Source organism: Streptomyces sp. NPDC001606, assembly GCF_053596835.1.
Genome location: NZ_JBSFHC010000016.1, coordinates 138657 through 162971, shown reverse-complemented (window position 1 = coordinate 162971; position 24315 = coordinate 138657). Strand labels below are relative to the sequence as shown.

Sequence of the window (24315 nt, the reverse complement as noted above, 5' to 3'; positions counted from 1 at the left end):
ACTCCGGGGGCCGCCCCGGCATCACCACACGCGCACGTCGGCGCCGCGGGCGAACACCGGGCTGGTCGCGTCCGGCGGCGGGTTCTGGAGCGGCTCGGCGAGTTCCGCGACCGTCGGGCCGGCCTTCGCCGCGATGGGGTCGAGGAGGGCGAGGTCGAAGCCGTAGACCCGGGCGGCGTTGCCGCCGAGCATGGCGGCCAGTTCCGCGCGCGGGACGCCCGCGAAGGCGTGGCGCAGGGCCTCGCGGGTGTACGGGTGGGTGCCCTCGTCGTGCGGGTAGTCGCTGCCCCACATGATCTTGTCGACGCCGATGCGGTGGCGCAGCGGCACCTCGTGGGGGCGCATGAAGCTCGCGCCGACGAAGCAGTTGTCCCGCCAGACCCGGGAGGGCGCCTCGCCCATGGTGGCGGCGAGTCCGGCGCCGAACCTGGCCTCGGCCGTGACGGTGTTCGTGGCGGCCGCGACCAGGCGGCCGTGGTAGTAGTCCAGCATGCCGAGCACACCGGGGATCCAGCCGGAGCCCTGCTCGGTGAGGACGAGTCTGAGGTCCGGGTGGCGGCGGAAGGCACCGCCGAAGGCGAGGTGCCACAGGGCGCGGTGGGAGAACCAGGTCGTCTCCACCATGAAGACGGCGCGAGCGGCCGGTTCCTCGCCGAGCGGCGGGTTGGCCGAGCCGGCGTGGTGGTTGACGGGGACGCCGAGTTCCGCGCACGCGGCCCAGATCGGGTCGTAGACCTGCGAGTGCAGCTCGGGCAGGCCGGAGCCGGGCGGGGTGCCGGGCAGCATCAGGCCGCCCGTGAGGCCCGCCGCGGCCGCCCGGCGGATCTCCCGCACGGCCTCCTCGACGTCGCCGAGGAGGATCTGGAAGACGCCCGCGCGGCGGCCCGGCGCGGCGGCGCAGAAGTCGGCGAGCCAGCGGTTGTGGGCGCGCAGGCCCGCCCAGCGGCGTTCGAAGTCCGCGGCGTTCGTCGGCTGGGTCATGAGCGAGCCGGAGGGGAAGAACGGCGGGATGGTGTTCGGGAAGATCACCTCGGCGACGATGCCGTCCGCCTCCAGCTCCGCCAGCCGCAGCTCGGAGTTCCAGTTGCGGTCGGCGGAGTCGGCGAGCAGGTCCTGGTGCGGGTTGACGTAGGTGGCCGCCCAGTCGTCGAAGTCGTCGTGGTACCGCCGCTCCAGGTACGGCCGGTAGTCCAGCAGGTCGGCGCCGGCGTGGCAGTCGGCGGAGATGACGGTGTACCGGTCCTCGCTCATGAGGCCGCTCCTCGCACCCGGGTGTCGGGGCCGGTCCCGAGGACCGGGAAGTCGTGGCCGGTCAGCCAGTGCCGGCCCGCCTCGCGCGAGCGGGCCCAGGACGCTTCCACGGCCGCCTGGCCGGCCGGCTGGCCGAGGTCGGCGGGGGTCGGGCCGATGCGGCGGGCCAGGGGCGCGAGCCGCTCGGTGTCGAAGCCGAAGACCTCGGCCGCGGCGAGGCCCAGCATGCGGCGGGTCTCGGTGACCGGGATGTCGTGGAAGGTACGGCGCAGCCACGCGCGCGTGTCGGGCCAGGTGCCCTCGGGGTGCGGGAAGTCGCTGCCCCAGAGGATGTTGTCGACGCCGATCTCGTAGCGCTGGGCCAGCTCGCGCCGCTTGGTGTTGGTGGCGCAGATGAACACCTGCCGGTCCAGGTACTCGTGCGGCGGGCGTTTCAGCGCCTCGAACGGGGAGAGTTTCTTTCCGCCGTGGGCGCCGAGGTAGAGGCGGTCCATGAACCACAGCAGGTTGGGCAGCCACCAGCAGCCGGACTCGGCGATACCGAAGCGCAGGGCGGGGTGGCGTTCGAAGACGCCGGACCAGAGCAGGAACCACAGCGGGCGGGCCGGCCACCAGGTGACCTCGGAGACGTAGATGCCGAGGTGGTCGCCGTACTCCTCGCGCGGGGCGGCGCCGGAGTGGGTGAGCACCGGCATGGCGCACTCGGCGGCGGCCGCCCACACGGGGTCGTACCGGCGGTCGTGGTAGGGCTCCCGGTCCGCCCAGAGCGCGGGGATCAGCAGGGCGCCGAGGCCGGACTCCCGGGACCGGTGGATCTCGGCGACGACCTGCTCGACCGAGGCGGTGATCGGCAGCAGGGCGACGCCGCAGTGCCGCTCGGGATGCGCGGAGACGAAGTCCGCGAGCCACCGGTTGTGCGCCCGGGCGCCGGCCAGGCCGAGTTCCGGGTCGTGGTCGCCGGAGAGGCCGAGGCCGACGCCGAAGGGGGCGGCGGTGCGGCTGTCGACGGCGTCGGCGTCCGGGAAGACGACCTCGGCGGCCACGCCGTCGCCGTCCAGCTCCTTCACCCGCCGGGCCGCGTCCCAGCCGCCGCGCAGGCCCTCCTCGTTCTCCTCGAACCAGCGGGCGGCGAAGGTCTCGTTGCGGATGCCGAGCCGGGTCATCTCCGCGCGGCGCCGGTCGCGGCCCGCGAGGAACTCGTCGAAGTCGCGGTGGAAGCGGGACTCCAGATAGGACCGGTACTGCTCGGTCGGCAGCCCGGCATGGCAGTCGGAGGAGATGATCAGGTACGGGTCGTCGGCTGTGCTCACGGGGCCTCCGCTCAGTCCAGGACGAAGCTTTCGAGGTACGAGGGGTTCGCGCGGTCGAGCATCGAGCGGGCCCGCGCGCGGATCTGGGCGTCGCTGTGCTCGCTCTCGGGCAGCAGCCAGAAGCGGTCCGCGCGGATGCCGCTCACGACGAGGTCGGCGACCTCCTCCACGGGCGTGAAGCGGACCTCCCGGCCGGCCGCGCGCATCGCCGCCTCCCACTGGTCCAGGCTGCGGTACGGGGTCCGGCGCGGGCGCTGCTTGGCGTAGCGGGCGGGCCGGTTGCGGTGCGACTCCCACAGGCCGGTGCGCAGCATGTGGGGGCCCGGGAAGAGCACCGAGGCGCCCACGCGCGCGTGCTCGGCCCGGAGATGGGCGTACAGGGACTCGGTCAGGGTGACGACGGCGGCCTTGGTGACCGCGTACACGGAGGCGGTCGGCAGGGGTGCGATGCCGCCGTCCCCGGATGATGTATTGACCACATGACCGGGTTGACCCGACGTGATCATCCTGGGCACGAATGCCTGGACGCCGTGGAAGACGCCCCACACATTGACGGCGAAGGCCCATCGCCAGTCGTTCGGGTCGTGTTCCCACATCCGGCCCTCGGCGCCCGATCCGACGCCCGCGTTGTTGCACAGCACATGCACGGCGCCATAGGTGTCGTACGCCGCCTCGGCCAGCTCCGCCACCTGCTCGCGCTCGCCGACGTCGACCACGCGCGCGTGCACGTCGGCGCCCTCGGCGCGCAGCTCGGCGGCGGCCCGGTCCAGCGCGGTCCGCTCGACGTCGGCGAGGACCACCTTCAGGCCCTCGGCGGCGAACCGGCGGGCCATGGCGAGCCCGATCCCGCTCGCCGCCCCGGTGACGACGGCGACCTGTCCGGCACGCAGGTCCATGCGGCTCAGCTCCCTTCGGGCGGTGCGTCGAGGATCTGGCGGGGGTCGTCGTAGCGCTGGTGGATGTACGGCAGCAGGGTCCGGGCGTCGACCCGCTCGACCACCCGGCCGCTCTGGTCGGTGGTCTTCTCGCCGAGGGTGATCTCCCGCAGCCGCAGCACCGGCAGGTCGGCCACCGGGTCGTACGCGGACTCGCGCAGCAGCACCTCGCCGGTGACCCGTTCGAGCCGGCGCGCCCTCTCGTGGCGGACGCAGTGCACCAGGACGGGGTCCAGGTCGAAGCCGGAGCCGTCCACGGCGGGCAGGAACTTGAAGTAGAAGTCGGTCCTGGCGGCGGGCTCGGGCAGCGGCAGTTCCCCGCTCACCGTGCCGCGCACCTCCACGAACGCGATGCCGTGGCGCTTCATCAGCGCGCGCACCCCGGAGCCCTCGCGTTCGACGGCCACCTCGCCGAGCTTCTTGGGCTCGCCGAAGACCTCCCGGCCGCCGGTGAGGGCGCGTTCGTGGGTCATCGGCATGACCAGCGGGTACCAGCCCTCGACCGGGCCGTGGGCCGCGGCGACCGCGAAGGAGCCCGCGCCGAGAGGCTGTCCGGGCAGGTCGACGCTGCTGATGTTCACCCGGACGAGCGGGCTGCCGGTGGGTTTCAGCGGCGGTGGCAGCACAGCCGCCACCGCGTCCGGGTCGGTCTCCCAGACGGCCACCACCCCGGTGGACCAGATGTCGGGAAGCCGCGCGGCCGCGGTGCGCGTGGCGGCGGTCTCCCGCTCGGTCCGTGCTCCGTACCGTACGCGTGCGCGTGCCATACGCCGTACCGCCCTTCTTCTGACGGACCGTCACCTGTAACACTGTTACAGCAGACCTTGTGCGGGGTAAAGAGCGCTGGAGAAAGGGGAGTTGGGGGATCATGCCGCTGAGCCGGGAGGCGGTGCTGGACGCCGCCGCGGAACTGGTGCGCCGGCACGGCCCGGACGCGCTGACCATGCGCGCGCTGGCCACCGCGCTGGACACCGCCGTGACCTCGATCTACTGGCACGTCGGGGGCCGGGAGGCGCTGCTCGACGCGCTGGTGGAGCGGACCCTGGCCGACCTCGGCGAGATCCGCCCGGCGGGGCGCACCCCGGAGCAGCGGGTGGTGTCCGTCGCGCGGGCCCTGCGCGCCCGGCTGCGCGACCATCCGCATCTGGTGGCCCTGGTGCACGAACGGGGGCTGACCGACCGGATGTTCCTGCCCGCGCAGCAGGTGCTGGTGCGCGAGGCGCACGCGGCCGGACTGCGCGGCGCGCGGGCCGCCGAGTTCGTCCGCGCGGTGCAGTTCCAGGTCGTGGGCCATGTGCTGGTGGAGCGCAACCGCGAGCGGGCCCCGGCGCAGCACCCCGGCGAGGAGGAGCTGTGGCGCACCGGCACCGCCGGGGAGGACCCCGCGCTGGCCCGCGCGCTCGCCCGCCCGGTGGACACGGAACGGCTCTTCGGGACGGCCGTACGGGCGCTGGTGCGGTCCCTGCTGGCGGCGCCGTGAACCCGGGCGGAAAGCCGCGCTGAACACGCACGGAAAACCAGTGGCGCCCCGCACGCGCGTTCCCCTACCGTCAAAGATCGCGGGGGCGGCTCCGCCGACGTGCTTCCTTCTCTCCCTTTCCTGGAATCCCAGCGCGTCCACTCTCCGCCCCCGCCCTCACACACCGTCTCCACCGGGGGATCTCCGCTTGTCCGCACTGACGTCCGTGCTGCTCCGCCGCCTCCGTACCGTCTACGTCGACCAGGCCGGACCACGCCCGGGCGATCCGTCGACGGCGCAGGGGCTCGTCGCGTTGGAGAGCGAACTGCTCGACCGTGGCTTCGCGCCGACGGCCCAGCTGCGCGCGGCGCTCGCCTGGCTCGGGCCCGCCGGGCTCGCCCAGGCGGGCCGGGAGCTGCTCCGGCACCTGGACGCCGAACTGGGCGCCGACCGCACCCATATGCCGCTGTTCCGGAACTTCCCGGTCTCCGTGCCCGGCGACACCTTCGCGCTCTACGTCGACCGGGTCTTCGCGCTGCTGCTCCAGTGGCCCGCGCAGCCCTGTGTGCTGTGCGGCACGGTGAGCGGTGTGCAGCCGGTGGCGCCGTGCGCGCATCTGGTCTGCCGCGACTGCTGGGACGGCGCGGAGTACACCGGCTGCCCGCTGTGCCACCGCCGCATCGACCCCGCCGACCCGTTCCTGGTGCCGGACGCGCCGCGCCGTCCGCGGGATGTCCCGGCGGGCCCGCTGAAGCTGCTCGCGCACGGCACGGACGCGGCGGCGGACACGGTCCACGCCCTGCGCGCGCTGCTGGCCCGGCGCACCCCCCTGCCGCCGCAGGACCGCGACGACCTGAAGGTGCTGCTGGAACACGCACCCCGGGACCTCGGCTGGTTCCCAGCGGAGATCCCGGTGCGCGAGACCAAGGCGCTCGTCCTGGGCACGCTGCTGCGCGACCGGCACACGCGCGGGGCGGCCACCGCACTGCTCGGCCGACAGCTGACGACGGCGACGGACGTGCTGCGGCTGCTGCACGTGTGGTCCGGCGGCGCGGCGGACCTGCTGGCCCCGCCCCGGCTGCGCTCGCTGCCGCGCGCGCTGCGCGCCCTGCTGCTCGGGGTGCTCGACGGGCTGCCGGCGGCCGCGCTGGTGGAGGACGTGCTGCGGCACCCGGCCGGGTGGAAGCGGGCCGCCGAGATCCTGCACCCGTTCGAGTACCACGCCCGCTACCCGCGGGCCGCCCTCGCCTTCGCCGTGCTGCGCGGCACCGGCACCGCCGGCACCGCGCTGGGCGAGGCGCTGCTGAGCACGGCCGCGGCACACCCGGAGGCCGTCCGGGCCGACGGCGGCCGGCTGCACGCGGTGTCCTGGGGCGCACGGGTGGAACAGGCGCTGTCCGAGCGGGACACGCCGGCCGCGCTGGCCCTGCTCGCGCAGCGGCCGGGCGAGCTGCTGCGCCGCCTGGACCATCTGCTGCGGCTGCGCGAACTCGACTCGCTGCCGGAGGAGTTCGCGCAGGTGCTGCGGCGCGCGCTGCCCACGGCGGGCCCCGGTCCGCTGCTGGCCGCGCTGGGCCGGATGCGGGTCCGCCACCGGGCCGCCCCGCGGCGGGTGTTCTTCCCGCGCGGTCAGGTCGCGCACGCCTGGACGGTCGACGACACCCGGGCGCCGCTCGCCGAGGCGGTCACCACACGCGTGTGCGCGCTGCTGGAGGAGGAGGCGCTGCGCCGGCTGACCGGCCTGCCCCGGTTCGAACTGGCGGTGCTCGACTCGGCGCTCGCCGGGCTCGCCGTACCGTCCGCGGAAGGCGCGGCCGCCAGGGCGCTGGTGTCGGTGCCGCGCGGCAGCACCCAGCCGCTGCCCGAGGGCGAGGTGCTGCGCCTGTTCCTGCACTGGATGCAGCCGCCGAGGACGCGGGTCGACCTGGACCTGTCGGTGGCCCTGTACGACGAGGACTGGGAGTTCGCCGGCCTGTGCGACTACACCAGCCTGGTCTACGGCGACCGGTGGGCCGTCCACTCCGGCGACCTGACCTCGGCACCGGCGCCGGACGGCGCGACCGAGTACGTCGACCTGGACCTCGGCGCGCTCGGCGAGCTGGGCGTGCGCTACGCGGTGCCGGTCGTCTTCAGCTTCAACGACATCCCGTTCGAGGAGCTGCCGGACGCGTTCGCCGGCTTCATGACGCTGCCGTCGGCGGACGAGCGGGCGCGCGGCGCCGGGTACCACCCGCGCACCGTGCGCCAGCGCTACGACCTGGAGGGCGACTCCCGCATCCAGGTGCCGATGGTGGTGGACCTGCGCCGCCGCACCTTCCTGTGGACGGACCTCCATCTGCCCTCCGCGGGCGGCTACCACAACCTGTACCGGCACAGCGCGGCCCTGGGCCGGATGGCGCGGGACCTCACCCAGTACTTCGCCACGGGCCGCACGACGCTGTGGGACCTGGCGGTCTGGCACGCGGCGGCGCGCAGCGCCCGGGTACTGGTCGTACGGCGGGCGCCGGGGCCGCAGGAGCCCGGGGAGCTGTGGCACTACCTGCGCCGCGCCGGGGAGCCGGAAACGGCCTTCGCCGCCCGGATACAGGCCTTGGAAGCGCCGGACCGGCGGGAGCCGGCGCGGGACGCGGCGGACGCCGACGCCCGCGCGGGCGAAGCGGCCGCCGGACACTATGTGTTGCTCGCGCTGGTGCACGGCGGGGTGGCTCCGCGGGAGGCGAGCGGTGAGGTGTACCGGCTGCTGCCCGGTCCGGCCGACGGCTGCGGTCTGGCTCCGCTGACGGCAGGGGACCTGGTGGCGGCGCTCGGCTGACGGCGCGGCATCTGAGGGCGGCGCTCGGCTGACGCCCCCCAGCAATCCGCAATCCGCAATCGCCGCGGATATGTGCCACTTAGAGACTTTTGACGTCGTACGCACGCACGTGCGACGGTCGAGCTGCCGGGCGGTGCCGTGACGTGCGGGCGGCACCTGCGGGACGGCGTTGTCAGTCGCGGCCCGTATCCTCAGTGACCATGCTCGAAGACCGTGCGACCGCAGTGTCCTCCCCCACCCAGTGGCCGACCGCGTATCCGAAGGGGTACGCGGTCGTTGACGTGGAGACCACCGGCCTGGCCCGGGACGACCGGATCATCTCGGCGGCCGTGTACCGGCTGGACGCGCGCGGCGAGGTCGAGGACCACTGGTACACGCTGGTCAACCCCGAGCGCGATCCGGGTCCCGTGTGGATACACGGTCTGACGAGCGAGATGCTCGAGGGCGCGCCCCTGTTCGCGGACGTCGCCGAGGAGTTCGCGGCCCGCCTGGACGGCCGGGTGCTGGTCGCGCACAACGCCGTCTTCGACTGGCAGATGATCGCGCGGGAGTACGCGCGGGCGCAGCGCCAGGCGCCGGTGCGGCAGCGGCTGTGCACCATCGCGCTGTCGAAGGAGCTGGGGCTGCCGCTGCCCAACTTCAAGCTGGAGTCGCTCGCGGCGCACTTCGGCGTCGTACAGCAGCGGGCGCACCATGCGCTGGACGACGCGCGGGTGCTCGCGGAGGCGTTCCGGCCCAGTCTGCACGCCGCCGCGGCGGGCGGGGTCCGGCTGCCGCTGCTGGAGTGCCGCCCGCTGACGGAGTGGTCGGACCGGCCGGTGCCCCGGCAGTCCACCGGCGGCTACGGCGGCTTCCGCGCGGGCAGTTGGCGGCCGTCCCGGAAGCGGCCCGCCTGCCCCTACCCCAACCCCGGCCGGTACGAAGAGGGCAAACCCCTCAAACAGGGCATGCGGGTGGCGTTTTCGGGTGACACCTCCGTCGACCGCGAGCTGCTGGAGGACCGGGCGACCGAGGCCGGGCTGCATGTGGCGTCCAGCATCTCCCGGCTGACCAGCCTGCTGGTGACCAACGACCCCGACTCGGGCACCTCCAAGGTGGCCAAGGCGCGGCAGTTCGGCACACCCGTGGTGGACGAGGCCGCGTTCGGGCAGCTGCTGCGCGATGTGGAGCCCGCCGACGGGTGACGTCCGGTGCCCGTCACGGACCGGAGTGCAGGGCCGTACGAACGGGTGATTGGTCCACGACTCACCCGGCGGCCGCTCGCCCGAGGGGGGACGGCGGCCCACGCTGTGGCCCATGGCGACATGCGAAGTTTGCGGCAATGACTACGGAATGACCTTCGAGGTCCATGCCCAGGGCGCGGTGCACGTCTTCGACTGCTTCTCCTGTGCGATCCACCGGATGGCCCCGATCTGCGAACACTGCCGGGTGCAGATCATCGGCCAGGGCGTGGAAGCGGAGGGCCACTGGTACTGCGGCGCGCACTGCGCCCGTGCGGAGGGGAGGGCCGGAGTCGTCGACCGGGTGTGACCCGGTACCCGCCTGAATGCACCCCACGGCCCGGAGGTACCGTCGTGGGGTGCATCGCTACCGCTTCCTGTTGTCCCGCCAGTGGGTGATCCTCACCCTCGTCGCGATCGCGCTGATCCCGACGATGATCAGGTTGGGCTTCTGGCAGCAGCACCGGTACGACCAGCGCACCGCCCGGAACAACCTGGTGTCCTCGGCGCTGCACGCCAAGCCGGTCCCGGTCGAGCAGCTGTCCTCCCCCGGGCACACCGTGACCCGCACCGAGAGGTACCGCACGGTCACCGCGACCGGCACCTTCGACACCGCCCGCGAGGTCGTGGTCCGGCGCCGGACCAACTCCGACGGCGAGGTCGGCTTCCACGTCCTCACCCCCTTCGTCCTGGACGACGGCAAGGTCCTGCTCGTCAACCGCGGCTGGATCCCCGCGAACGGCGCGCAGACCGCCTTCCCGAAGATCCCCGCCCCGCCGGCCGGTCGGACCACCGTGACCGGGCGGCTGATGGCCGACGAGACGACCGCGGCGAGCGGCATCAAGAACGTCAAGGGCCTGCCCGACCGGCAGATCATGCTGATCAACAGCGCGGAGGAGGCCCACCGGCTCGGCGCCCCGGTGCTCGGCGGCTATGTCGAGCAGACCGCGCCCCGGGCCAAGGACGGCTCCCCGGAGCAGATCTCCGACCCGGGCAGCGAGGACGCCCCGCTGAACTACGCCTACATGATCCAGTGGTGGCTGTTCGCCGCGGGCGTCCCGGTCGGCTGGTGGTTCCTGGTCCGGCGGGAGATCCGCGACCGGGAGGAGGCCGCGGCGCAGCCGAAGCCGGAGCAGCCGGAACCGGCCGCGGTCTAGCCCCGGCCGCGGGCACGTCACTGCCCGGCACCCGCCCACGCGTACGTCACTCCCCCGGCGCACCACCTGATTGGCCCCCTGGTCCCCCGGGAAACCGCATCCCGTGAACGCGCGCATCGAGGACTACGCCCTCATCGGCGACGAACAGACCGCCGCCCTGGTCGGCCGGGACGGTTCGATCGACTGGCTGTGCCTGCCCCGCTTCGACTCCGGCGCCTGCTTCGCCCGGCTGCTGGGCGACGAGAACCACGGCCACTGGCGGATCGCACCCGAGGGAGCGGACACCTGCACCCGGCGTGCCTACCGGCCCGACACGCTCGTCCTCGACACCGAGTGGGAGACCCCCGAGGGCACGGTGCGCGTCACCGACCTGATGCCCCAGCGCGACCGCGCACCCGACGTCGTACGCATCGTCGAGGGGGTCACCGGCCGGGTCACCGTCCGCAGCACCCTGCGGCTGCGCTTCGACTACGGCTCGATCACCCCGTGGGTGCGCCGCACGGACGGCCACCGGGTGGCCGTCGCGGGCCCGGACGCGGTGTGGCTGCGCAGCGAGCCCGCCGTACGCACCTGGGGCGAGGACTTCTGCACCCGCTCCGAGTTCACCGTGGCCGAGGGCGACCGGGTCGCCTTCGTGCTCACCTGGCACCCCTCGCACGAGCGGCGCCCGCCGCTCACCGACCCGTACGAGGCGCTGGAGAGCAGCGTCACCGACTGGCGGCGCTGGGCCCGGCAGTGCCGGTACGACGGCCCCTACCGGGACGCGGTGGTCCGCTCCCTGATCACCCTCAAGGCCCTCACCTACGCCCCGACCGGCGGCATCGTCGCCGCGGCCACCACCTCGCTGCCCGAGAAGCCGGGCGGGGTGCGCAACTGGGACTACCGCTACTGCTGGCTGCGCGACTCCACCCTCACCCTCGGCGCGCTGCTCAGCGCCGGCTACCACGAGGAGGCCGAGGCCTGGCGCAACTGGCTGCTGCGCGCGGTCGCGGGCGACCCGGCCGACCTCCAGATCATGTACGGCGTCGCGGGCGAGCGCCGGCTGGCCGAGACCGAGCTGCCCTGGCTGCCCGGCTTCGCCGGCTCCACCCCCGTACGGACCGGCAACGGCGCCGCCGAACAGCTCCAGCTCGACGTGTACGGCGAGGTGATGGACTCGCTGTCGCTGGCCCGCGTCTCCGGGCTGCCCACCCGGCCGCACATGTGGGCCATCCAGCGCTCGCTGATGGATTTCCTGGTGTCGGCGTGGCGGCAGCCGGACGAGGGCCTGTGGGAGGTGCGCGGCGGCCGGCGCCAGTTCGTGCACTCCAAGGTGATGATCTGGGTGGCCGCCGACCGGGCCGTGAAGACCCTGGAGAAGCACAAGGAGCTGGACGGCGACCTGGACGGCTGGCGGGCGCTGCGCGACGAGGTCCACCAGGAGGTGTGCGAGAAGGGCTTCGACCCCGACCGCAACACCTTCACGCAGTACTACGGCTCCCGGGAACTCGACGCGGCGCTGCTGCTCATCCCGCGGGTCGGGTTCCTGCCGCCGGACGACCCGCGGGTGGTCGGCACGGTCGACGCGGTCCGCGACGACCTCGGGCACGGCGGTTTCCTGCGCCGCTACGACACCGAGGACTCGGTCGTCGACGGGCTGCCGAGCGGCGAGGGCGCCTTCCTGGCCTGCTCGTTCTGGCTGGCCGACGCGCTGCATCTGACCGGCCGCAGGAAGGAGGCCCGGAAGCTGTTCGACCGGCTGGTGGGGCTGACCAACGACGTGGGCCTGCTGGCCGAGGAGTACGACCCGCTGAACGGCTGCCAGCTGGGTAACTTCCCGCAGGCGTTCAGCCATATCGGCCTGGTGAACACCGCCCTCACACTCTTCGGGGAGGACGGGGCAGGATAGGGGCCATGGATCTTGGACTGAAGGACCGGGTGTACGTCGTCACCGGAGCCACGCGCGGCCTGGGCAACGCCGCGGCGCGCCGGCTCGTCGCCGACGGGGCGAAGGTGGTGATCACCGGACGGGACGGGAAGCAGGCCGCCGAGGCCGCCGCGGAACTGGGCCCGGACGCGGTCGGGGTGGGTGTCGACAACTCCGCGCCGGACGCCCCCGAGCGGCTCATCGCGGCCGCCCGGGAGAACTTCGGCGGCTTCCACGGGATGCTGGTGAGCGTGGGCGGGCCGCCGCCCGGGTTCGTCGCGGACAACACGGACGAGCAGTGGCGCGACGCGTTCGAGTCGGTGTTCCTCGGTGCGGTGCGGCTCGCCCGGGCCGCGGCGGCCGAGCTGGAGGCGGGCGGGGTCATCGGGTTCGTGCTGTCGGGCTCGGTGCACGAGCCGATCGCCGGGCTGACCGTGTCCAACGGGCTGCGGCCGGGGCTCGCCGGCTTCGCCAAGTCGCTCGCCGACGAGCTGGGGCCGCGCGGTATCCGGGTGGTGGGGCTGCTGCCGGCCCGGATCGACACCGACCGGGTGCGCGAACTGGACGGACTCTCCGCCGACCCGGAGGCCACCCGGGCGGCGAGCGAGGCCCGGATCCCGCTGCGCCGGTACGGGACGCCGGAGGAGTTCGGGAACGTCGCCGCGTTCCTGCTGTCACCGGCGGCTTCCTACCTGACGGGCATCATGCTGCCGGTGGACGGCGGCATGCGGCGCGGCTTCTGACGCTCGTCAACCGACCCTTCCGGCGCGGCTTCTGACGCTCCTCAATCGACCCTTCCGGCGCGGTGCCTGACCGTGCCCAGCCGCACCTCCGCCGGAAGGGACGGCAGCCCCGCCGACGCACGCGCGTGGGTGAGCGCCCGGGTCGTGAACTCCGCCAGGGTGCCCGCCGGGTCCGCGTCCGGCTCCAGGCGCAGCCAGGCCCGCGCCGTGGGTGTCGTACGACGGCCGGCCAGCAGGATCTCGGCGTGGGCCACGCCGTCCTGCCGGACCGCGTCCTCGGCGAGGGCGCCTTCCAGGGCCCTGCCCCGCAGCAGGGCGCCCTCGCCGTCGCCGGTGGTGACGAGCAGCTCGGGCAGGCGGCGGCGGCGCAGCACCGCCGTCAGCCACCACAGGGCGAGCAGCATCAGGGCCGCGAGGGCGGCGATGACCGTCGGCCACCACCATGCCGTGTCCCGCCAGCGGGTGCGCTCGTGCCGGGTGAGCAGGACGTCGTGCGGGCCGGTGTGCAGCCACCAGGAGGGCGGCCGCGCGCCCAGGCCGACGGCCAGCACCGCGCCGCCGACGGCGAGCAGCACCAGGCCCACCAGGGCCAGCAGGACGCGGCTGACTCCGCCGGTGCGGCCTGCGCGCATCCCCGTCACCCCTTCCGTCCGGGCCGCGCCACCCGCAGGGACAGCACGGGCGGGGCGGTGAGGCCGAGGCCCCGGATCGCCTCGTCGAGCGTGGTGTCCAGGTCGGCGCGGACCTCGTCCAGGTCGCGGAAGTGGGAGACGACCCGGACGTCGGCCTTCCTACGGCGCATCCGCACCCGGACCGCGCGCACCCCGGAGACGTCCATGGCGCGGTCCCGCAGCAGCAGCGCCGCCGCGTCCCGGTGCAGGGCGGCGCGGACCTCGGGGTGCGGGCGGCGCATCGGCAGCTGGGCGCGCAGGCCCGGGGTGACCGCGAGGACGATCAGCCACAGGCCGAGGGCGGCGGCGACGGCGGCGCCGGTCAGCACCCAGACGTCGTCCAGGGGGCGCTGCGTCAGTTGCCGGGCCAGGGCGCGGCGCCAGTACATCGCCGGGCGGTGGGCGCGGACGGCGGCGATGTCGTAGAGCAGCAGGCCCGCGCCGGCCGCCAGCAGGACGGCGACGACGGCGGCCGGGACGCGGCGCGGCGACCAGAAGCGGCCGCTGCCGGCGGGGGCGGGGGCGTCCGCCTCGGGGGCCTCGCCGAGCGTGCTGGTGGGCCGTGCCTCGCTCATCATGTCCTCCCCGGTCCGCTCGGCAGGTGGAGTCCCTCGACCCGGACGGCGACCTCGGACACCTCCAGGTCCACGAGGCCTTCCACCCGCTCTGTGACCCGGCGGCGCACGGCGGCGCAGCGGGCGCCGATGTCGCAGGGGTAGCCGAGTTCGAGGTGGACCCGGACCCGGGCGGTGCGCCGGGGGGTTCCCCCGCCCGGGCGGGGCGCCGGGTGCGGGCTCACGACGACCGTGGCGTGCGGGGCGGCCACCTCGGCGGGCAACGGCACCAGCGCCTCGCGGGCGGCCTGGGCGGCGATCTTCGCCACGACCCGGTCGGCGATCCGGGTGGCGCCGCGTTCGCCGGGCGGCACCCGGGCCGGCGCCGGGCGCACCGTGCCGGTCTCGAGGCTCACCCGGTCACCTCCGCCGGTCGCGCCGGTCGCCGCGGGTACGGAAGAAGTCCCCGAGTTCCAGGTCCCCCTCGGCGAACCGGCCGACGACGAACCCGATGGCACCCAGCGCGGCCACCAGCAGAAAGGCGCCGAACCCGCCGAAGTACCCGGCGAAACCCAGCGCCATCCCGGCGATCATGCCGACCACGGCCATGCTCATGCAGCGCTCCTCAGCTCGTCGGGCGGTGGGCCGTCACTGGATCCGGGGCTCGGGTTCCTCTTCCTCCTCCTCGGGGAGTTTGACGTCGCTGACCGCGATGTTGACCTCGACCACCTCGAGTCCGGTCATGCGTTCCACGGCGGCGATCACGTTCTCGCGCACGGCGTGGGCGACGTCGCCGATGGAGACGCCGTAGTCCACGACGATCTCCAGGTCGAGCGCGGCCTGCACCTCGCCGACCTCGGCCTTCACTCCCCGGGTCACCGACTTGGAGCCGCCCGGCACCCGGTCGCGCACGGCGCCGAAGGTGCGGGCGAGCCCGCTGCCCAGGGCGTGGACGCCGACGACGTCCCGGGCGGCGAGTGCGGCGATCTTCTCCACGACACCGTCGGCGATGGTCGTCCGCCCACGGGTCGCCGGGTCGCCGCCGCCGCGCCGGGTGGCCTTGCGGGTCGACACCTGCGGCTCCTGAGCGCCCTCCGGGGTCGTCGTCATGTCGGTCATCGCCGTACGTCCCTCTCGGTCGTCGTACCTCTTCGGTCGTCGTACCTCTTCGGCTGGTATCTCTTCGGCTGTCGTCCTGAACACCACGGTATGCAACGTTGCCCGGCTGCGCGCCGTGGATGCGGCAGGCTGGAGGAATGACGGCGGACCGGTGGACACAGGCGGCGGCGCGGACGGTGCGGCACCAGGTGGGACTGGGCAGGCTGCTGCCGCTGGGCGGGCCGGGCGACGGCGCGTGGATCGCGGAGGGCGCGGCCGCGGCGGTACTGGAGCGGGCGGCGGCGGAGGTGCCGGGCGTGCGGCTGGGCGCGCTGCGGATCGCGCTCGCCGATCCGGAGGACGCGGCCGAGCCCGTCGTACCGGCGCCGCCGAGCGGGCTGCCGCCGGGGGCCCTTCGGATGACGGCGGACGTCGCGGCCACGGCCGGGGAGCCCCTGCCGACGGCGGCGGAGCGGCTGCGGCGGGCGTTGGCCACGGCCGCCACGGAGCGGCTGGGGCTCGCGCTGGCGGAGGTGGATCTGCGCGTGACGGAGCTGCTGGACGAAGACGCGCCGCCCCCGGAGGTCCACCCGCCGCAGCCGGCGCCCGCGCGGGAGCCCACGGACCCGGACGAGGCCCGTGCGGCGGCGGCCGCCCTGTCGGTGCCCGGGGTGGTGCGCCTGACGGGCTCGCTGGGCGGGCTGGGACGGGCGGTGCGGATCGAGGAGCGCACCGCGGAGGGCGCGCTGCCGCACCGGCATGTGCGCCTGGAGCTGGCGATCGGTGCGGACCACCGGGCCGTGGAGGTGGCCCGGCGGGCCCGCGCGGCCGTACACGGCGCACTGGAGGACCGGCCGACGGTGGCCGTACTGGTCACCGCCGTCGACTAGTGATCGAAAAGTGTTAGTCGCCGAGGCCGGCCAGGTCGCGCAGGCGGCGGGCTTGGGCGGCGCGTTCCGCCGTGCGCTGTGCCTCGTAGTCGCGGTCCTGCGCGCCGCGGAGCAGCGCCTTGGTCTCCACCACCGCGTCGCGCGGCGGGGCCAGCAGTGCTGCCGCCAAGTCGCGTACGGCGTCGTCGAGTTCGGCTGCCGGAACCGCCAGGTTGGCCAGTCCGGTCGCCACCGCCTCCTCGGCGCCGACGAACCGTCCGGTCGCGCAGATCTCCAGCGCGCGGGCGTACCCGACCAGGCTGACCAGCGGGTGGGTGCCGGTCAGGTCGGGGACGAGGCCGAGGCTGGTCTCGCGCATGGCGAACTGCACGTCGTCCGCGACGACCCGGAGGTCGCACGCGAGCGCGAGCTGGAACCCTGCCCCGATGGCGTGCCCCTGGACGGCGGCGATGGACACGAGGTCGTTGCGCCGCCACCAGGTGAACGCCTCCTGGTATTCGGCGATGGTCGCGTCGAGCCCGGCGTCGTCACGGCGCGCGAGCTCGATGAAGGACGGCTCGCCCGGGATCCCCTCCGGGGTGAACATCTGACGGTCCAACCCGGCGGAGAAGGACTTGCCCTCGCCCCGCAGCACGACGACGCGGACGGAGCCCGGCAGCAGCCGGCCGACTTCGGCGAGCGTGCGCCACAGAGCGGGGCTCTGGGCGTTGCGCTTGTCCGGGTTGGTCAGCGTCACCGTGGCGAGCGTGTCGTCGACGGTGAGCCGTACGCCGTCCTTGTCGAGTACGGGAGCGAGGTCCTGCTCGGGCGTAGCCATGGGGCGCCTCCGATGGGTGCGGTCAACAGAGCAGAGCTAAGTGACTGCACAGTAACCACCCGGCCGGTCAGTCCGCCGACCGGGTGGCCACCATCGAAGCCGATGGGCCGCCCCGAGTCAGGACTGTGCGGCCTTCTTGCCCCGGGTCGCTCCGCCACGCCCACGCAGCGTGACGCCCGACTCGCTGAGCATCCGGTGGACGAAGCCATACGAGCGGCCGGTCTCCTCGGCCAGCGCCCGGATGCTCGCACCGGAGTCGTACTTTTTCTTCAGGTCTGCCGCGAGCTTGTCGCGCGCGGCGCCGGTCACCCGGCTGCCCTTCTTCAGAGTCTCGGCCACCCGTGCCTCCTCATGGGAAGTGCGCTCTGGTCTCCTCATGATCACCCCTCTTGGGCGCGATGGCCACCCATTCGGCAAGGTCTGTGGGACATCGTTGTGACGACAGGAGCGCATCCCCACAAGCGGACTATGGAATTCCAAGGGGTGTTGTCCGCAGGACCGAACGGGTGGATTCACGAAGTGCCAGGTCAGCGACGGGTGCGGCCGATCCCTTGGCAGGATGGGGATCGGCCGTGAAATCCGTGTACGACACACCTCAATACGAGGAGTTCTCACACAGATGATGGATCACGGATCGGCCGAATGATCCATACTCAGTGGATCAGGCTTTCGATCACGCCAGGGCGACGAGGTCCGCGTAGTCCGAGCCCCACAGGTCCTCGACGCCGTCCGGCAGCAGGATGATCCGCTCCGGCTGGAGCGCCTCGACGGCGCCCTCGTCGTGCGTGACCAGGACGACCGCGCCCTTGTAGGTGCGCAGCGCGCCCAGGATCTCCTCGCGGCTCGCGGGGTCGAGGTTGTTGGTCGGCTCGTCCAGCAGCAGGACGTTCGCGGACGACACGACGAGCGTGGCCAGGGCGAGCCGGGTCTTCTCACCGCCGGAGAGGACCCCGGCCGGCTTGTCGACGTCGTCGCCGGAGAACAGGAACGAACCCAGCACCTTGCGGACCTCGACCAGGTCCATGTCGGGGGCGGCCGAGCGCATGTTCTCCAGGACCGTGCGGTCGGCGTCCAGGGTCTCGTGCTCCTGGGCGTAGTAGCCGAGCTTGAGGCCGTGGCCGGGGACGACCTGGCCGGTGTCCGGCTGCTCGGCCCCCGCGAGGAGCCGGAGCAGGGTGGTCTTGCCCGCGCCGTTGAGGCCGAGGATGACGACCCGCGAGCCCTTGTCGATGGCCAGGTCGACGTCGGTGAAGATCTCCAGCGAGCCGTACGACTTCGACAGGCCCTCGGCGGTGAGCGGGGTCTTGCCGCACGGCGCGGGCTCGGGGAAGCGCAGCTTGGCGACCTTGTCGGAGACGCGCACCGCGTCCAGCCCGGCGAGCAGCCGGTCGGCGCGCTTGGCCATGTTCTGCGCGGCGACCGTCTTGGTGGCCTTGGCGCGCATCTTGTCGGCCTGCGAGTGCAGGGCGGCGGCCTTCTTCTCGGCGTTCTGCCGCTCCCGCTTGCGGCGCTTCTCGTCGGCCTCGCGCTGCTGCTGGTAGAGCTTCCAGCCCATGTTGTAGACGTCGATCGTGGAGCGGTTGGCGTCCAGGTAGAACACCTTGTTCACCACCGTGTCGACCAGGTCGACGTCGTGGGAGATCACGATGAAGCCGCCGCGGTAGGTCTTCAGGTAGTCCCGCAGCCAGATGATCGAGTCCGCGTCGAGGTGGTTGGTGGGCTCGTCGAGGAGCAGCGTGTCCGCGTCGGAGAACAGGATCCGCGCCAGCTCGATACGGCGGCGCTGACCGCCGGAGAGGGTGTGCAGCGGCTGGCCCAGCACCCGGTCGGGCAGGTTCAGCGCGGCGGCGATGGTGGCGGCCTCGGCCTCGGCGGCGTACCCGCCCTTGGTGAGGAACTCCGTCTCCTGGCGCTCGTACTGCTTCAGGGCCTTCTCGCGGGTGGAGCCCTTGCCGTTGGCGATGCGCTCCTCGTTCTCGCGCATCTTGCGGATCAGGACGTCGAGGCCGCGCGCGGACAGGATGCGGTCGCGGGCGAGGACGTCCAGGTCGCCGGTGCGGGGGTCCTGGGGGAGGTAGCCGACCTCGCCGGAGCGGGTGATGGTGCCGGCGGCGGGGATGCCCTCGCCGGCCAGGCACTTGGTGAGGGTGGTCTTGCCTGCGCCGTTACGGCCGACGAGGCCGATGCGGTCGCCCTTGGCGACCCGGAAGGTGGCGTTCTCGATGAGGACGCGCGCACCGGCGCGCAGCTCGATACCAGAGGCGGAGATCAAGGGACAGACTCCTGGGCGTACATGGGATTGGCGGGTGGGCGGCTGAGGGCGTTCCCGCCGTCTAATGCGCGAGGAGAATGGCCATGGGGAAAGTCTAACGGGGCCACGCAAGCGGTTTTTCTACGTCCAGGTGTTCGGACCGACCCGTTCCGTGACCGGGGAGATCGTTGCCGAGCGGGGCGCGGTCCGGGGTGATCCGCCCCAGGTCGTCCAGGGCCACCAGCTGCCCGGTCCAGGCGCCCTGTGCACACGGCTGGGCCAGCAGCAGGGCCGTACCGCGTCGTACGGCGCGCTCGGGGCGGAAAGCGCAGTCCGTGTGGGCGGGCAGCATCCAGCGCAGGTCGCCGTCGGCGGTGCGGTACGCGGTGACGCGGTGCGGGGTGACGACGGCGAGGATGCCCCGGCCGAGGGGGCGCAGGACGCCGCTGCCGCCGTGCGCCGGGAGCCACGCGGCGGTGCCGGGCAGGGCGCGGTGCCAGCGCACGGTGCGGCCGTCGGTGTCGGTGAGCAGACCGTCGTCCCAGAGCGCGATCGACTCCGCGGGCGCGGCCAGCAGGGCGACCGGGCGGCGCCCCGCGCGCGCGTACCGCCAGCGCAGCGCCCCGGTCCGGGTGTCGTAGGCCGCCACGGCACTCCCCCGCGCCCGGGCCGCCCACCGTCCGGCCGCCGCCTCCCGCTCCGCGCGGGGCGCGACCACGAGCCGGTCCCCGTACGGCACGGGCCGCACCGCATGGGCCACCACGAGCAGGCACCCGACGAGAAGCGGACCGAATACGGCACGCAGGCTCAGCCGCCGGCGCGGGAAGCGGGCGGCGCGGGCCGCACGAGCGACTACCGCCCTGCCGACGCGGCTCCCACGGCCGCCCCTCGGGCCGGGCCCGGCGGGCGGGGTGCTCATCGCTGTCCCTCCCCTGGGGCCGCGTGGGCGTGGACCAGGCGTCGAGCGTAGCCACGGTCCGGCGCCGAGCGGAGCCTGCCGGCGGCGGGCGGGGCGCGGTGTCGCCCGTTTGGGTGGGGGTGGAGGGGTGGGGGTGGCCGGGTGGGTAGGGATTGGGCCGGTTTCTGCGGATCCGGTCCGGCGGAGGGGTGACGCGGGGGCCGTTCGTGATCACGACGTCCGTGAAGGGGTGAGCGGTATGAGGGGCACGGGCGGTGGAGGGCGGCCGAGTGTCTATCCCGCGCTGCTGTACGCGGACGCGAGGGCGGCGATCAGGCAGTTGACGGAGGCCCTCGGCTTCACCGAGCTGTCGGTGTACGAGACGGCGGACGGCACGGTGATGCACGCCGAGCTGGTCCAGGGCAACGGCGCGGTGATGATCGGCTCCAAGGGCCGCGGCGGGCCGTTCGACACGGCGATGAGGGGCGCGGGGCCCGCCGGGGTGTACGTCGTCGTGGACGACGTGGACGCCCACCACCAGCGCGCCGTGGAACACGGGGTGGAGATCCTGATGCCCCCGACGGACCAGGACCACGGCTCGCGGGACTATCTGGCGCGGGACGCCGAGGGCACCGTGTGGAGCTTCGGGACGTACGCCCCCGACGTCCAGCCCTGAACCTCAGCCCCCGGTGTGCACCTGGAACGCGGCCCGGCGCACGGCCTTGGCCAGGGCCGGGTCGGGGTGGGCGGCGGCCAGGGCGACCAGGACCTGCACGGTGCGCGGGTGGCCGACGGCGCGGACCTCGTCGAGCAGCTGGGGGACGGTGGGCTGCACCGCGGACTCCAGGTGCCGGACCAGCATCGGCGTCTCGCCGTGGTCGGCGACGGCCGCGGCGGTGTCCACCCAGAGCCAGGTGGCCTCCTCGCGGGTGAGCACCTCGTGCGCGTCCTCCGGGTCGACGCCGTCGTGCTCGGCCAGCCACAGCAGCGCGTACGGCCTGAGGGCGGGCTCGTCCAGCACGGCGCGCACCTCGGGTTCGGCCGGGGCGCCGACCACGCGCAGCGCCTCGAAGGCGAGGCCGCGCAGCAGGGCGTCCTCGCCGCGGGCGGCGGCGATCAGCTCGGTGACGGCGGCGCCGACGGGGCGGGCGGCGAGCCAGGCCCGGTACTCGGCGCGGGCCGCGTTGGGGCGGAGCTGGGCGCAGCCGCGGAGCATGTCCTCGGCGGACTGCTCGATGTTGCCGGCCGGGCTCTGCGCGGCCACGCAGATCTGCTCCAGCTTGACCCACACCGCCCAGCTGCCCAGCGGGGTGAGGGTGGCCTGGCCGTCGCCGTAGGTGAGGGCGCCGACGGTGGCGAGGGCGCTCAGGGCCCAGTCGAGCAGGGGCTCCAGCGGGGTGTCCGCGGCGGGGTCGGCGGCGGCCGGGGTGCCGGCGGGCGGCTCGCTTTCGGGGCCGTAGGGGACCTCGCAGCGCTCGGTGCGCAGTTCGGTGACGCGCTGCCGGAGCAGGTCGAGGAGCTGTTCGACCGGGACGGGGCCGGCGGACAGCTGGAGGAAGGAGAGCACCTGGGGCATGGCCGAGACGACCTCGGCGACGGCGGCGGGCTCCTGGTCGGCGGGCTCCGGGGAGGCGAGCGACCAGGCGTCGAAGAGGGCGACCCAGCCGCGCAGCACGGCGCTGTCGTCGCGGTCCCAGGCGCGCAGCCGCCAGCCGGGGCGCGCGTTGTCGCCGTGCACCTCGACCAGTCCGGCGAGGCGGGCGGTGTCCCATTCGGCCCGCACCTGAGCGACGCTCAGGCCGAGCTCGGCGGCGGCCCGTTCGGCGGTCGCGGCGGACAGGGTGGCCTTGCCGTCGGCGGTGGCGGCGTCGCTTCCGGGGCCGAGGGCGGCGTCGGCCCAGCGGGCGACGCGGACCGCGCCGGCCAGCCGGAGGCGGGCCATTTTCGCCAGCTCGGCCGGGGCGGGTGTGCCCTCCGGCGGCCGGGGTGCGGGGCGGCCTGGGCGTCGCTGGTTCACGGCTCTGGGGGCGGCGGCCAGGGGTCGGGGTCGGACGAGTCGAAGCCTGGAGTCGCGCGGGATACGGGACGTCACGGGGGCAGTCTTCCGGTTGACGGTCCGAAAACCCAAACGGAATGTCACGGCGGGCGACGGAGCAGGCCAACGCACCGGCCCCGGCAGGGGGAACGGCAGGGGCCGCGAAGAGTCCTTCAAGCCATCGGTACAGCGTTAAACGGAACGCCCCCGGACCGTTCCCCGCCGGTCACATCAGGGGGGTGAGGAAGCGGCGCAGGCGTTCCTCGTACTCCTCCGGGTCGGGGTTCCACATCGCCGCGTGGGGGGCGTCCGCCACGGTGTGCAGGGCGACCTTGTCGGGGCGGCGGGCGGCGAGGCGGCGGGAGAACGCCCAGGGCGCCACCTGGTCCCCCGGGCCGTGCATGATCAGCGTCGGTACGGCGAGCCGCTCCGGGTCGCCGGCCCCGGTGGCCTGGTCGGCGTGCAGCCCGGCCCGGCCCTGGGCGGCCCGCACCGCGAGCGGCAGCAGCGGCTGCGGGGTGTTCCGGGCCTGGGCGAGGGCGCGCAGCGTGGCCTCCCAGCTGAGGACCGGCGAGTCCAGGACCAGCCCGGCGATGCGGTCGCGCACGGCGGAGTGCTCGGCGGCGCGCAGGGCCATCGTGGCGCCGGTGGACCAGCCGAGCAGCACCACGCGGCGGGCGCCGTACCGCACCGCGTAGCGGATCGCCGCGTCCACGTCCCGCCACTCGGACTCGCCGAGGTGGTTGAGGCCGTCCGGCGGGCGGGGGGCGCCGAGGTCGCCGCGGTAGGCGAGGGCGAGCACCGGCAGCCGGCGGGCGTGCAGGAAGCCCATGAGGTTCATGGTGTGTTCGCGGGTGGTGCCGAGGCCGTGCACGGCGATCACCCAGATGTCCCGGCTGCCGGGCAGGAACCAGGCGGGCAGGGCGCCGAGTTCGCCGGGGACGTCCACGTCGGCGTGGTCGAGGCCGAGGGCGCCGCGCGGGTTGCCGACGTACAGGTTCGGGGTGAGCCAGACCGAGTCGCCGGGGTCGAGGCTGCCGTGGGTGACGCCCTCCAGGCGGCGCACGACGGTGTCGACGCTGTGCCGGGCCGTGGCCAGGACGGGTCCGACGACCGCGTGGGAGCCGTCGCCCGCGAGGCCGTAGGTGCCGGGGCGCAGGGAGGCGAGATCGCGGGTGAGGGATATCCGGCCGGCGGCCGTGCTGTGCACGGTGAGGCGGGGTTCGGTGGGCAGCGGGCGGCCGGCGGGGGCCTTCAGCGCGGCGTCGCTGGCCAGGCGGCCGGCGGCCACGGAAGCCGCGCCGGCGGCGAGAACGGCGGTCACCGCGGTGGCGGTCGCTTTGACTGGGCGCACGGGTCCAGTGTCCCGGCGCTCGCGGTCCCCGGCCAGTGGAAGGCCGGACGCGGCAAGGAAAAGGCGGGCAGGAGGCAGGGAGGAAGTGAGGGGAGGGGGCGGGGTCAGGGGCGCCGGCCGTAGCCCTTCAGCCGGGACGCGGCCTCGCCGAGCTGCGCTTCCGTGAGCAGGGCCGGGGTCAGGCCCGGGACCGAGGAGGCCGTCAGCCAGACCCGGCACATCCACTCCAGCTGGGCGGTGCGGTCGTAGGCCTGGTCGAGGTCGGCGCCGTAGGTGAGCGTGCCGTGGTTGCGCAGCAGGCAGCCGGAGCGGCCGGCGAGGGCGCGCAGCACATGCCCGGCCAGTTCCTCGCTGCCGTAGGCCGCGTAGGGGGCGACCCGGACGGGTCCGCCGAGGGCGGCGGTCATGTAGTGGATCGGGGGCAGCTCCCCCACCAGCGTGGAGACCGCGGTGGCGTGCACGGCGTGGGTGTGGACGATGGCGCGGGCGTCGGTGGCGCGGTAGACGGCGAGGTGCATGGGCAGCTCGCTGGTCGGCACCAGGGTGCCGAGCACCTGGCGCCCGGTGAGGTCGACGCCGGTGATGTCGTCCGGGGTGAGCCGGTCGTAGGGCACGCCCGACGGGGTCACCAGCACCAGGTCGCCGACCCGCGCCGAGACGTTGCCGGAGGTGCCGACCACCAGCCCGTCGGCGACGGTCCGCCGTGCCGTCGCGACGACGTCCGCCCAGACCCGCCCCGGCTCCGCCGGGTGTTCCGGCGGCTGCTCCGCCGACTGCCGCGGGGGCTGTTCCGTGTTCTGCCGCTGTTCCGCCATGCGGCGATCCTGCCAGCCGGTCCGGCCGGGCGGTGGCCGGGCGGCGGCTTCGGGCCGTACATGGGCCACCGGTCGGCCCTGGGTCGGCCAGCGGTCAGCCATAAGCCAGCCGTCACGCGTCCGAACGGGCGGATATCGG

25 protein-coding genes are annotated in these 24315 nt (G+C 74.3%); 9 read left to right on the top strand and 16 right to left on the bottom strand.

All coding sequences use genetic code 11. The annotated features are described in order from the left end of the window. Positions 1 to 21 precede the first annotated feature (21 nt). From ACWCV9_RS26810 to ACWCV9_RS26795, 4 genes are read right to left on the bottom strand one after another with little or no spacing between them, the layout of a single operon-like run. Entirely contained in the window at positions 22 to 1251 is a 1230-nt protein-coding gene (locus tag ACWCV9_RS26810) for an amidohydrolase family protein (RefSeq protein WP_450790263.1), read from the bottom strand. Then, complete coding sequence (locus tag ACWCV9_RS26805) at positions 1248 to 2561, bottom strand: amidohydrolase family protein (RefSeq protein ID WP_450790262.1); 1314 nt, start codon at positions 2559 to 2561, stop codon at positions 1248 to 1250. Before ACWCV9_RS26805 ends, ACWCV9_RS26810 begins: the two co-directional genes overlap by 4 nt. Positions 2562 to 2572: 11 nt before the next feature. Further along, positions 2573 to 3457, bottom strand: coding sequence for an SDR family NAD(P)-dependent oxidoreductase (locus tag ACWCV9_RS26800; protein ID WP_450790260.1), 885 nt, complete (start codon positions 3455 to 3457; stop codon positions 2573 to 2575). A gap of 5 nt (positions 3458 to 3462) precedes the next feature. Beyond that, on the bottom strand, positions 3463 to 4263 hold the full coding sequence (locus tag ACWCV9_RS26795) for an acetoacetate decarboxylase family protein (protein ID WP_385843247.1): 801 nt from the start codon (positions 4261 to 4263) through the stop codon (positions 3463 to 3465). A 101-nt stretch (positions 4264 to 4364) separates the two neighbouring features. On the opposite strand from ACWCV9_RS26795, the gene ACWCV9_RS26790 reads away from it, so the two are divergent. The 7 genes from ACWCV9_RS26790 (at position 4365) to ACWCV9_RS26760 (ending at position 12793) form a co-directional block, all read left to right on the top strand. Beyond that, on the top strand, positions 4365 to 4976 hold the full coding sequence (locus ACWCV9_RS26790; RefSeq protein ID WP_385843246.1) for a TetR/AcrR family transcriptional regulator: 612 nt from the start codon (positions 4365 to 4367) through the stop codon (positions 4974 to 4976). A gap of 187 nt (positions 4977 to 5163) precedes the next feature. Next, positions 5164 to 7767 (top strand): MXAN_6230/SCO0854 family RING domain-containing protein, encoded by a 2604-nt coding sequence (locus ACWCV9_RS26785; RefSeq protein ID WP_450790257.1) that lies wholly within the window; start codon positions 5164 to 5166, stop codon positions 7765 to 7767. A 200-nt stretch (positions 7768 to 7967) separates the two neighbouring features. Next, the gene (locus tag ACWCV9_RS26780; RefSeq protein ID WP_450790256.1) at positions 7968 to 8951 is read left to right on the top strand and encodes a DEDDh family exonuclease; all 984 of its coding nucleotides are present in this window, start codon (positions 7968 to 7970) and stop codon (positions 8949 to 8951) included. 112 nt (positions 8952 to 9063) lie between these two features. Further along, positions 9064 to 9297: a hypothetical protein gene (locus tag ACWCV9_RS26775; protein ID WP_365879981.1), complete on the top strand. Its 234-nt coding sequence runs from the start codon at positions 9064 to 9066 to the stop codon at positions 9295 to 9297. A gap of 49 nt (positions 9298 to 9346) precedes the next feature. Further along, positions 9347 to 10144 carry an SURF1 family cytochrome oxidase biogenesis protein gene (locus tag ACWCV9_RS26770; protein ID WP_450790254.1) on the top strand — a complete coding sequence of 266 codons (798 nt, stop codon included), beginning with the start codon at positions 9347 to 9349 and terminating at the stop codon, positions 10142 to 10144. 103 nt (positions 10145 to 10247) lie between these two features. After that, positions 10248 to 12032 (top strand): glycoside hydrolase family 15 protein, encoded by a 1785-nt coding sequence (locus ACWCV9_RS26765; RefSeq protein WP_450790252.1) that lies wholly within the window; start codon positions 10248 to 10250, stop codon positions 12030 to 12032. 5 nt (positions 12033 to 12037) lie between these two features. Then, on the top strand, positions 12038 to 12793 hold the full coding sequence (locus tag ACWCV9_RS26760) for an SDR family oxidoreductase (protein ID WP_450790250.1): 756 nt from the start codon (positions 12038 to 12040) through the stop codon (positions 12791 to 12793). A 41-nt stretch (positions 12794 to 12834) separates the two neighbouring features. Here the strand turns inward: ACWCV9_RS26760 and amaP are convergent, their stop codons facing one another. Genes amaP through ACWCV9_RS26735 form a run of 5 tightly spaced genes read right to left on the bottom strand, consistent with a single transcriptional unit; the run spans position 12835 to position 15137 of the window. Next, the gene (amaP, locus tag ACWCV9_RS26755; protein WP_450790249.1) at positions 12835 to 13425 is read right to left on the bottom strand and encodes an alkaline shock response membrane anchor protein AmaP; all 591 of its coding nucleotides are present in this window, start codon (positions 13423 to 13425) and stop codon (positions 12835 to 12837) included. 5 nt (positions 13426 to 13430) lie between these two features. Next, positions 13431 to 14039 (bottom strand): DUF6286 domain-containing protein, encoded by a 609-nt coding sequence (locus ACWCV9_RS26750; protein WP_450790247.1) that lies wholly within the window; start codon positions 14037 to 14039, stop codon positions 13431 to 13433. Continuing rightward, complete coding sequence (locus ACWCV9_RS26745; protein WP_450790245.1) at positions 14039 to 14434, bottom strand: Asp23/Gls24 family envelope stress response protein; 396 nt, start codon at positions 14432 to 14434, stop codon at positions 14039 to 14041. Before ACWCV9_RS26745 ends, ACWCV9_RS26750 begins: the two co-directional genes overlap by 1 nt. Positions 14435 to 14438: 4 nt before the next feature. Continuing rightward, entirely contained in the window at positions 14439 to 14633 is a 195-nt protein-coding gene (locus ACWCV9_RS26740) for a hypothetical protein (RefSeq protein ID WP_361284416.1), read from the bottom strand. A gap of 33 nt (positions 14634 to 14666) precedes the next feature. Continuing rightward, on the bottom strand, positions 14667 to 15137 hold the full coding sequence (locus tag ACWCV9_RS26735; protein ID WP_450790243.1) for an Asp23/Gls24 family envelope stress response protein: 471 nt from the start codon (positions 15135 to 15137) through the stop codon (positions 14667 to 14669). 137 nt (positions 15138 to 15274) lie between these two features. Between ACWCV9_RS26735 and ACWCV9_RS26730 the strand changes: the two genes are divergently transcribed. Next, positions 15275 to 16006 carry a nucleopolyhedrovirus P10 family protein gene (locus ACWCV9_RS26730; protein WP_450790241.1) on the top strand — a complete coding sequence of 244 codons (732 nt, stop codon included), beginning with the start codon at positions 15275 to 15277 and terminating at the stop codon, positions 16004 to 16006. A 13-nt stretch (positions 16007 to 16019) separates the two neighbouring features. On the opposite strand, the gene ACWCV9_RS26725 is transcribed toward ACWCV9_RS26730, so the two are convergent. The 4 genes from ACWCV9_RS26725 to ACWCV9_RS26710 form a co-directional block, all read right to left on the bottom strand. Then, complete coding sequence (locus tag ACWCV9_RS26725) at positions 16020 to 16823, bottom strand: enoyl-CoA hydratase/isomerase family protein (RefSeq protein ID WP_450790240.1); 804 nt, start codon at positions 16821 to 16823, stop codon at positions 16020 to 16022. Between the two features lie 117 nt (positions 16824 to 16940). Further along, complete coding sequence (locus tag ACWCV9_RS26720) at positions 16941 to 17162, bottom strand: helix-turn-helix domain-containing protein (protein WP_385843232.1); 222 nt, start codon at positions 17160 to 17162, stop codon at positions 16941 to 16943. A gap of 334 nt (positions 17163 to 17496) precedes the next feature. Next, the gene (locus tag ACWCV9_RS26715; RefSeq protein ID WP_450790239.1) at positions 17497 to 19095 is read right to left on the bottom strand and encodes an ABC-F family ATP-binding cassette domain-containing protein; all 1599 of its coding nucleotides are present in this window, start codon (positions 19093 to 19095) and stop codon (positions 17497 to 17499) included. Positions 19096 to 19189: 94 nt separating this feature from the next. Then, entirely contained in the window at positions 19190 to 19993 is an 804-nt protein-coding gene (locus ACWCV9_RS26710) for a hypothetical protein (protein WP_450790237.1), read from the bottom strand. A 238-nt stretch (positions 19994 to 20231) separates the two neighbouring features. Here ACWCV9_RS26710 and ACWCV9_RS26705 point away from each other — a divergent pair, with 238 nt between their 5' ends. Further along, complete coding sequence (locus tag ACWCV9_RS26705; protein WP_450790236.1) at positions 20232 to 20648, top strand: VOC family protein; 417 nt, start codon at positions 20232 to 20234, stop codon at positions 20646 to 20648. Between the two features lie 3 nt (positions 20649 to 20651). Here the strand turns inward: ACWCV9_RS26705 and ACWCV9_RS26700 are convergent, their stop codons facing one another. The 3 genes from ACWCV9_RS26700 to ACWCV9_RS26690 all read right to left on the bottom strand — a co-directional run bounded on the left by ACWCV9_RS26700 (position 20652) and on the right by ACWCV9_RS26690 (position 24176). Further along, complete coding sequence (locus ACWCV9_RS26700) at positions 20652 to 22064, bottom strand: hypothetical protein (protein ID WP_450790234.1); 1413 nt, start codon at positions 22062 to 22064, stop codon at positions 20652 to 20654. 169 nt (positions 22065 to 22233) lie between these two features. Continuing rightward, positions 22234 to 23361, bottom strand: coding sequence for an alpha/beta hydrolase (locus ACWCV9_RS26695; protein WP_450790232.1), 1128 nt, complete (start codon positions 23359 to 23361; stop codon positions 22234 to 22236). A gap of 104 nt (positions 23362 to 23465) precedes the next feature. Continuing rightward, entirely contained in the window at positions 23466 to 24176 is a 711-nt protein-coding gene (locus ACWCV9_RS26690) for a class II aldolase/adducin family protein (RefSeq protein WP_450790231.1), read from the bottom strand. Positions 24177 to 24315 lie beyond the last annotated feature (139 nt).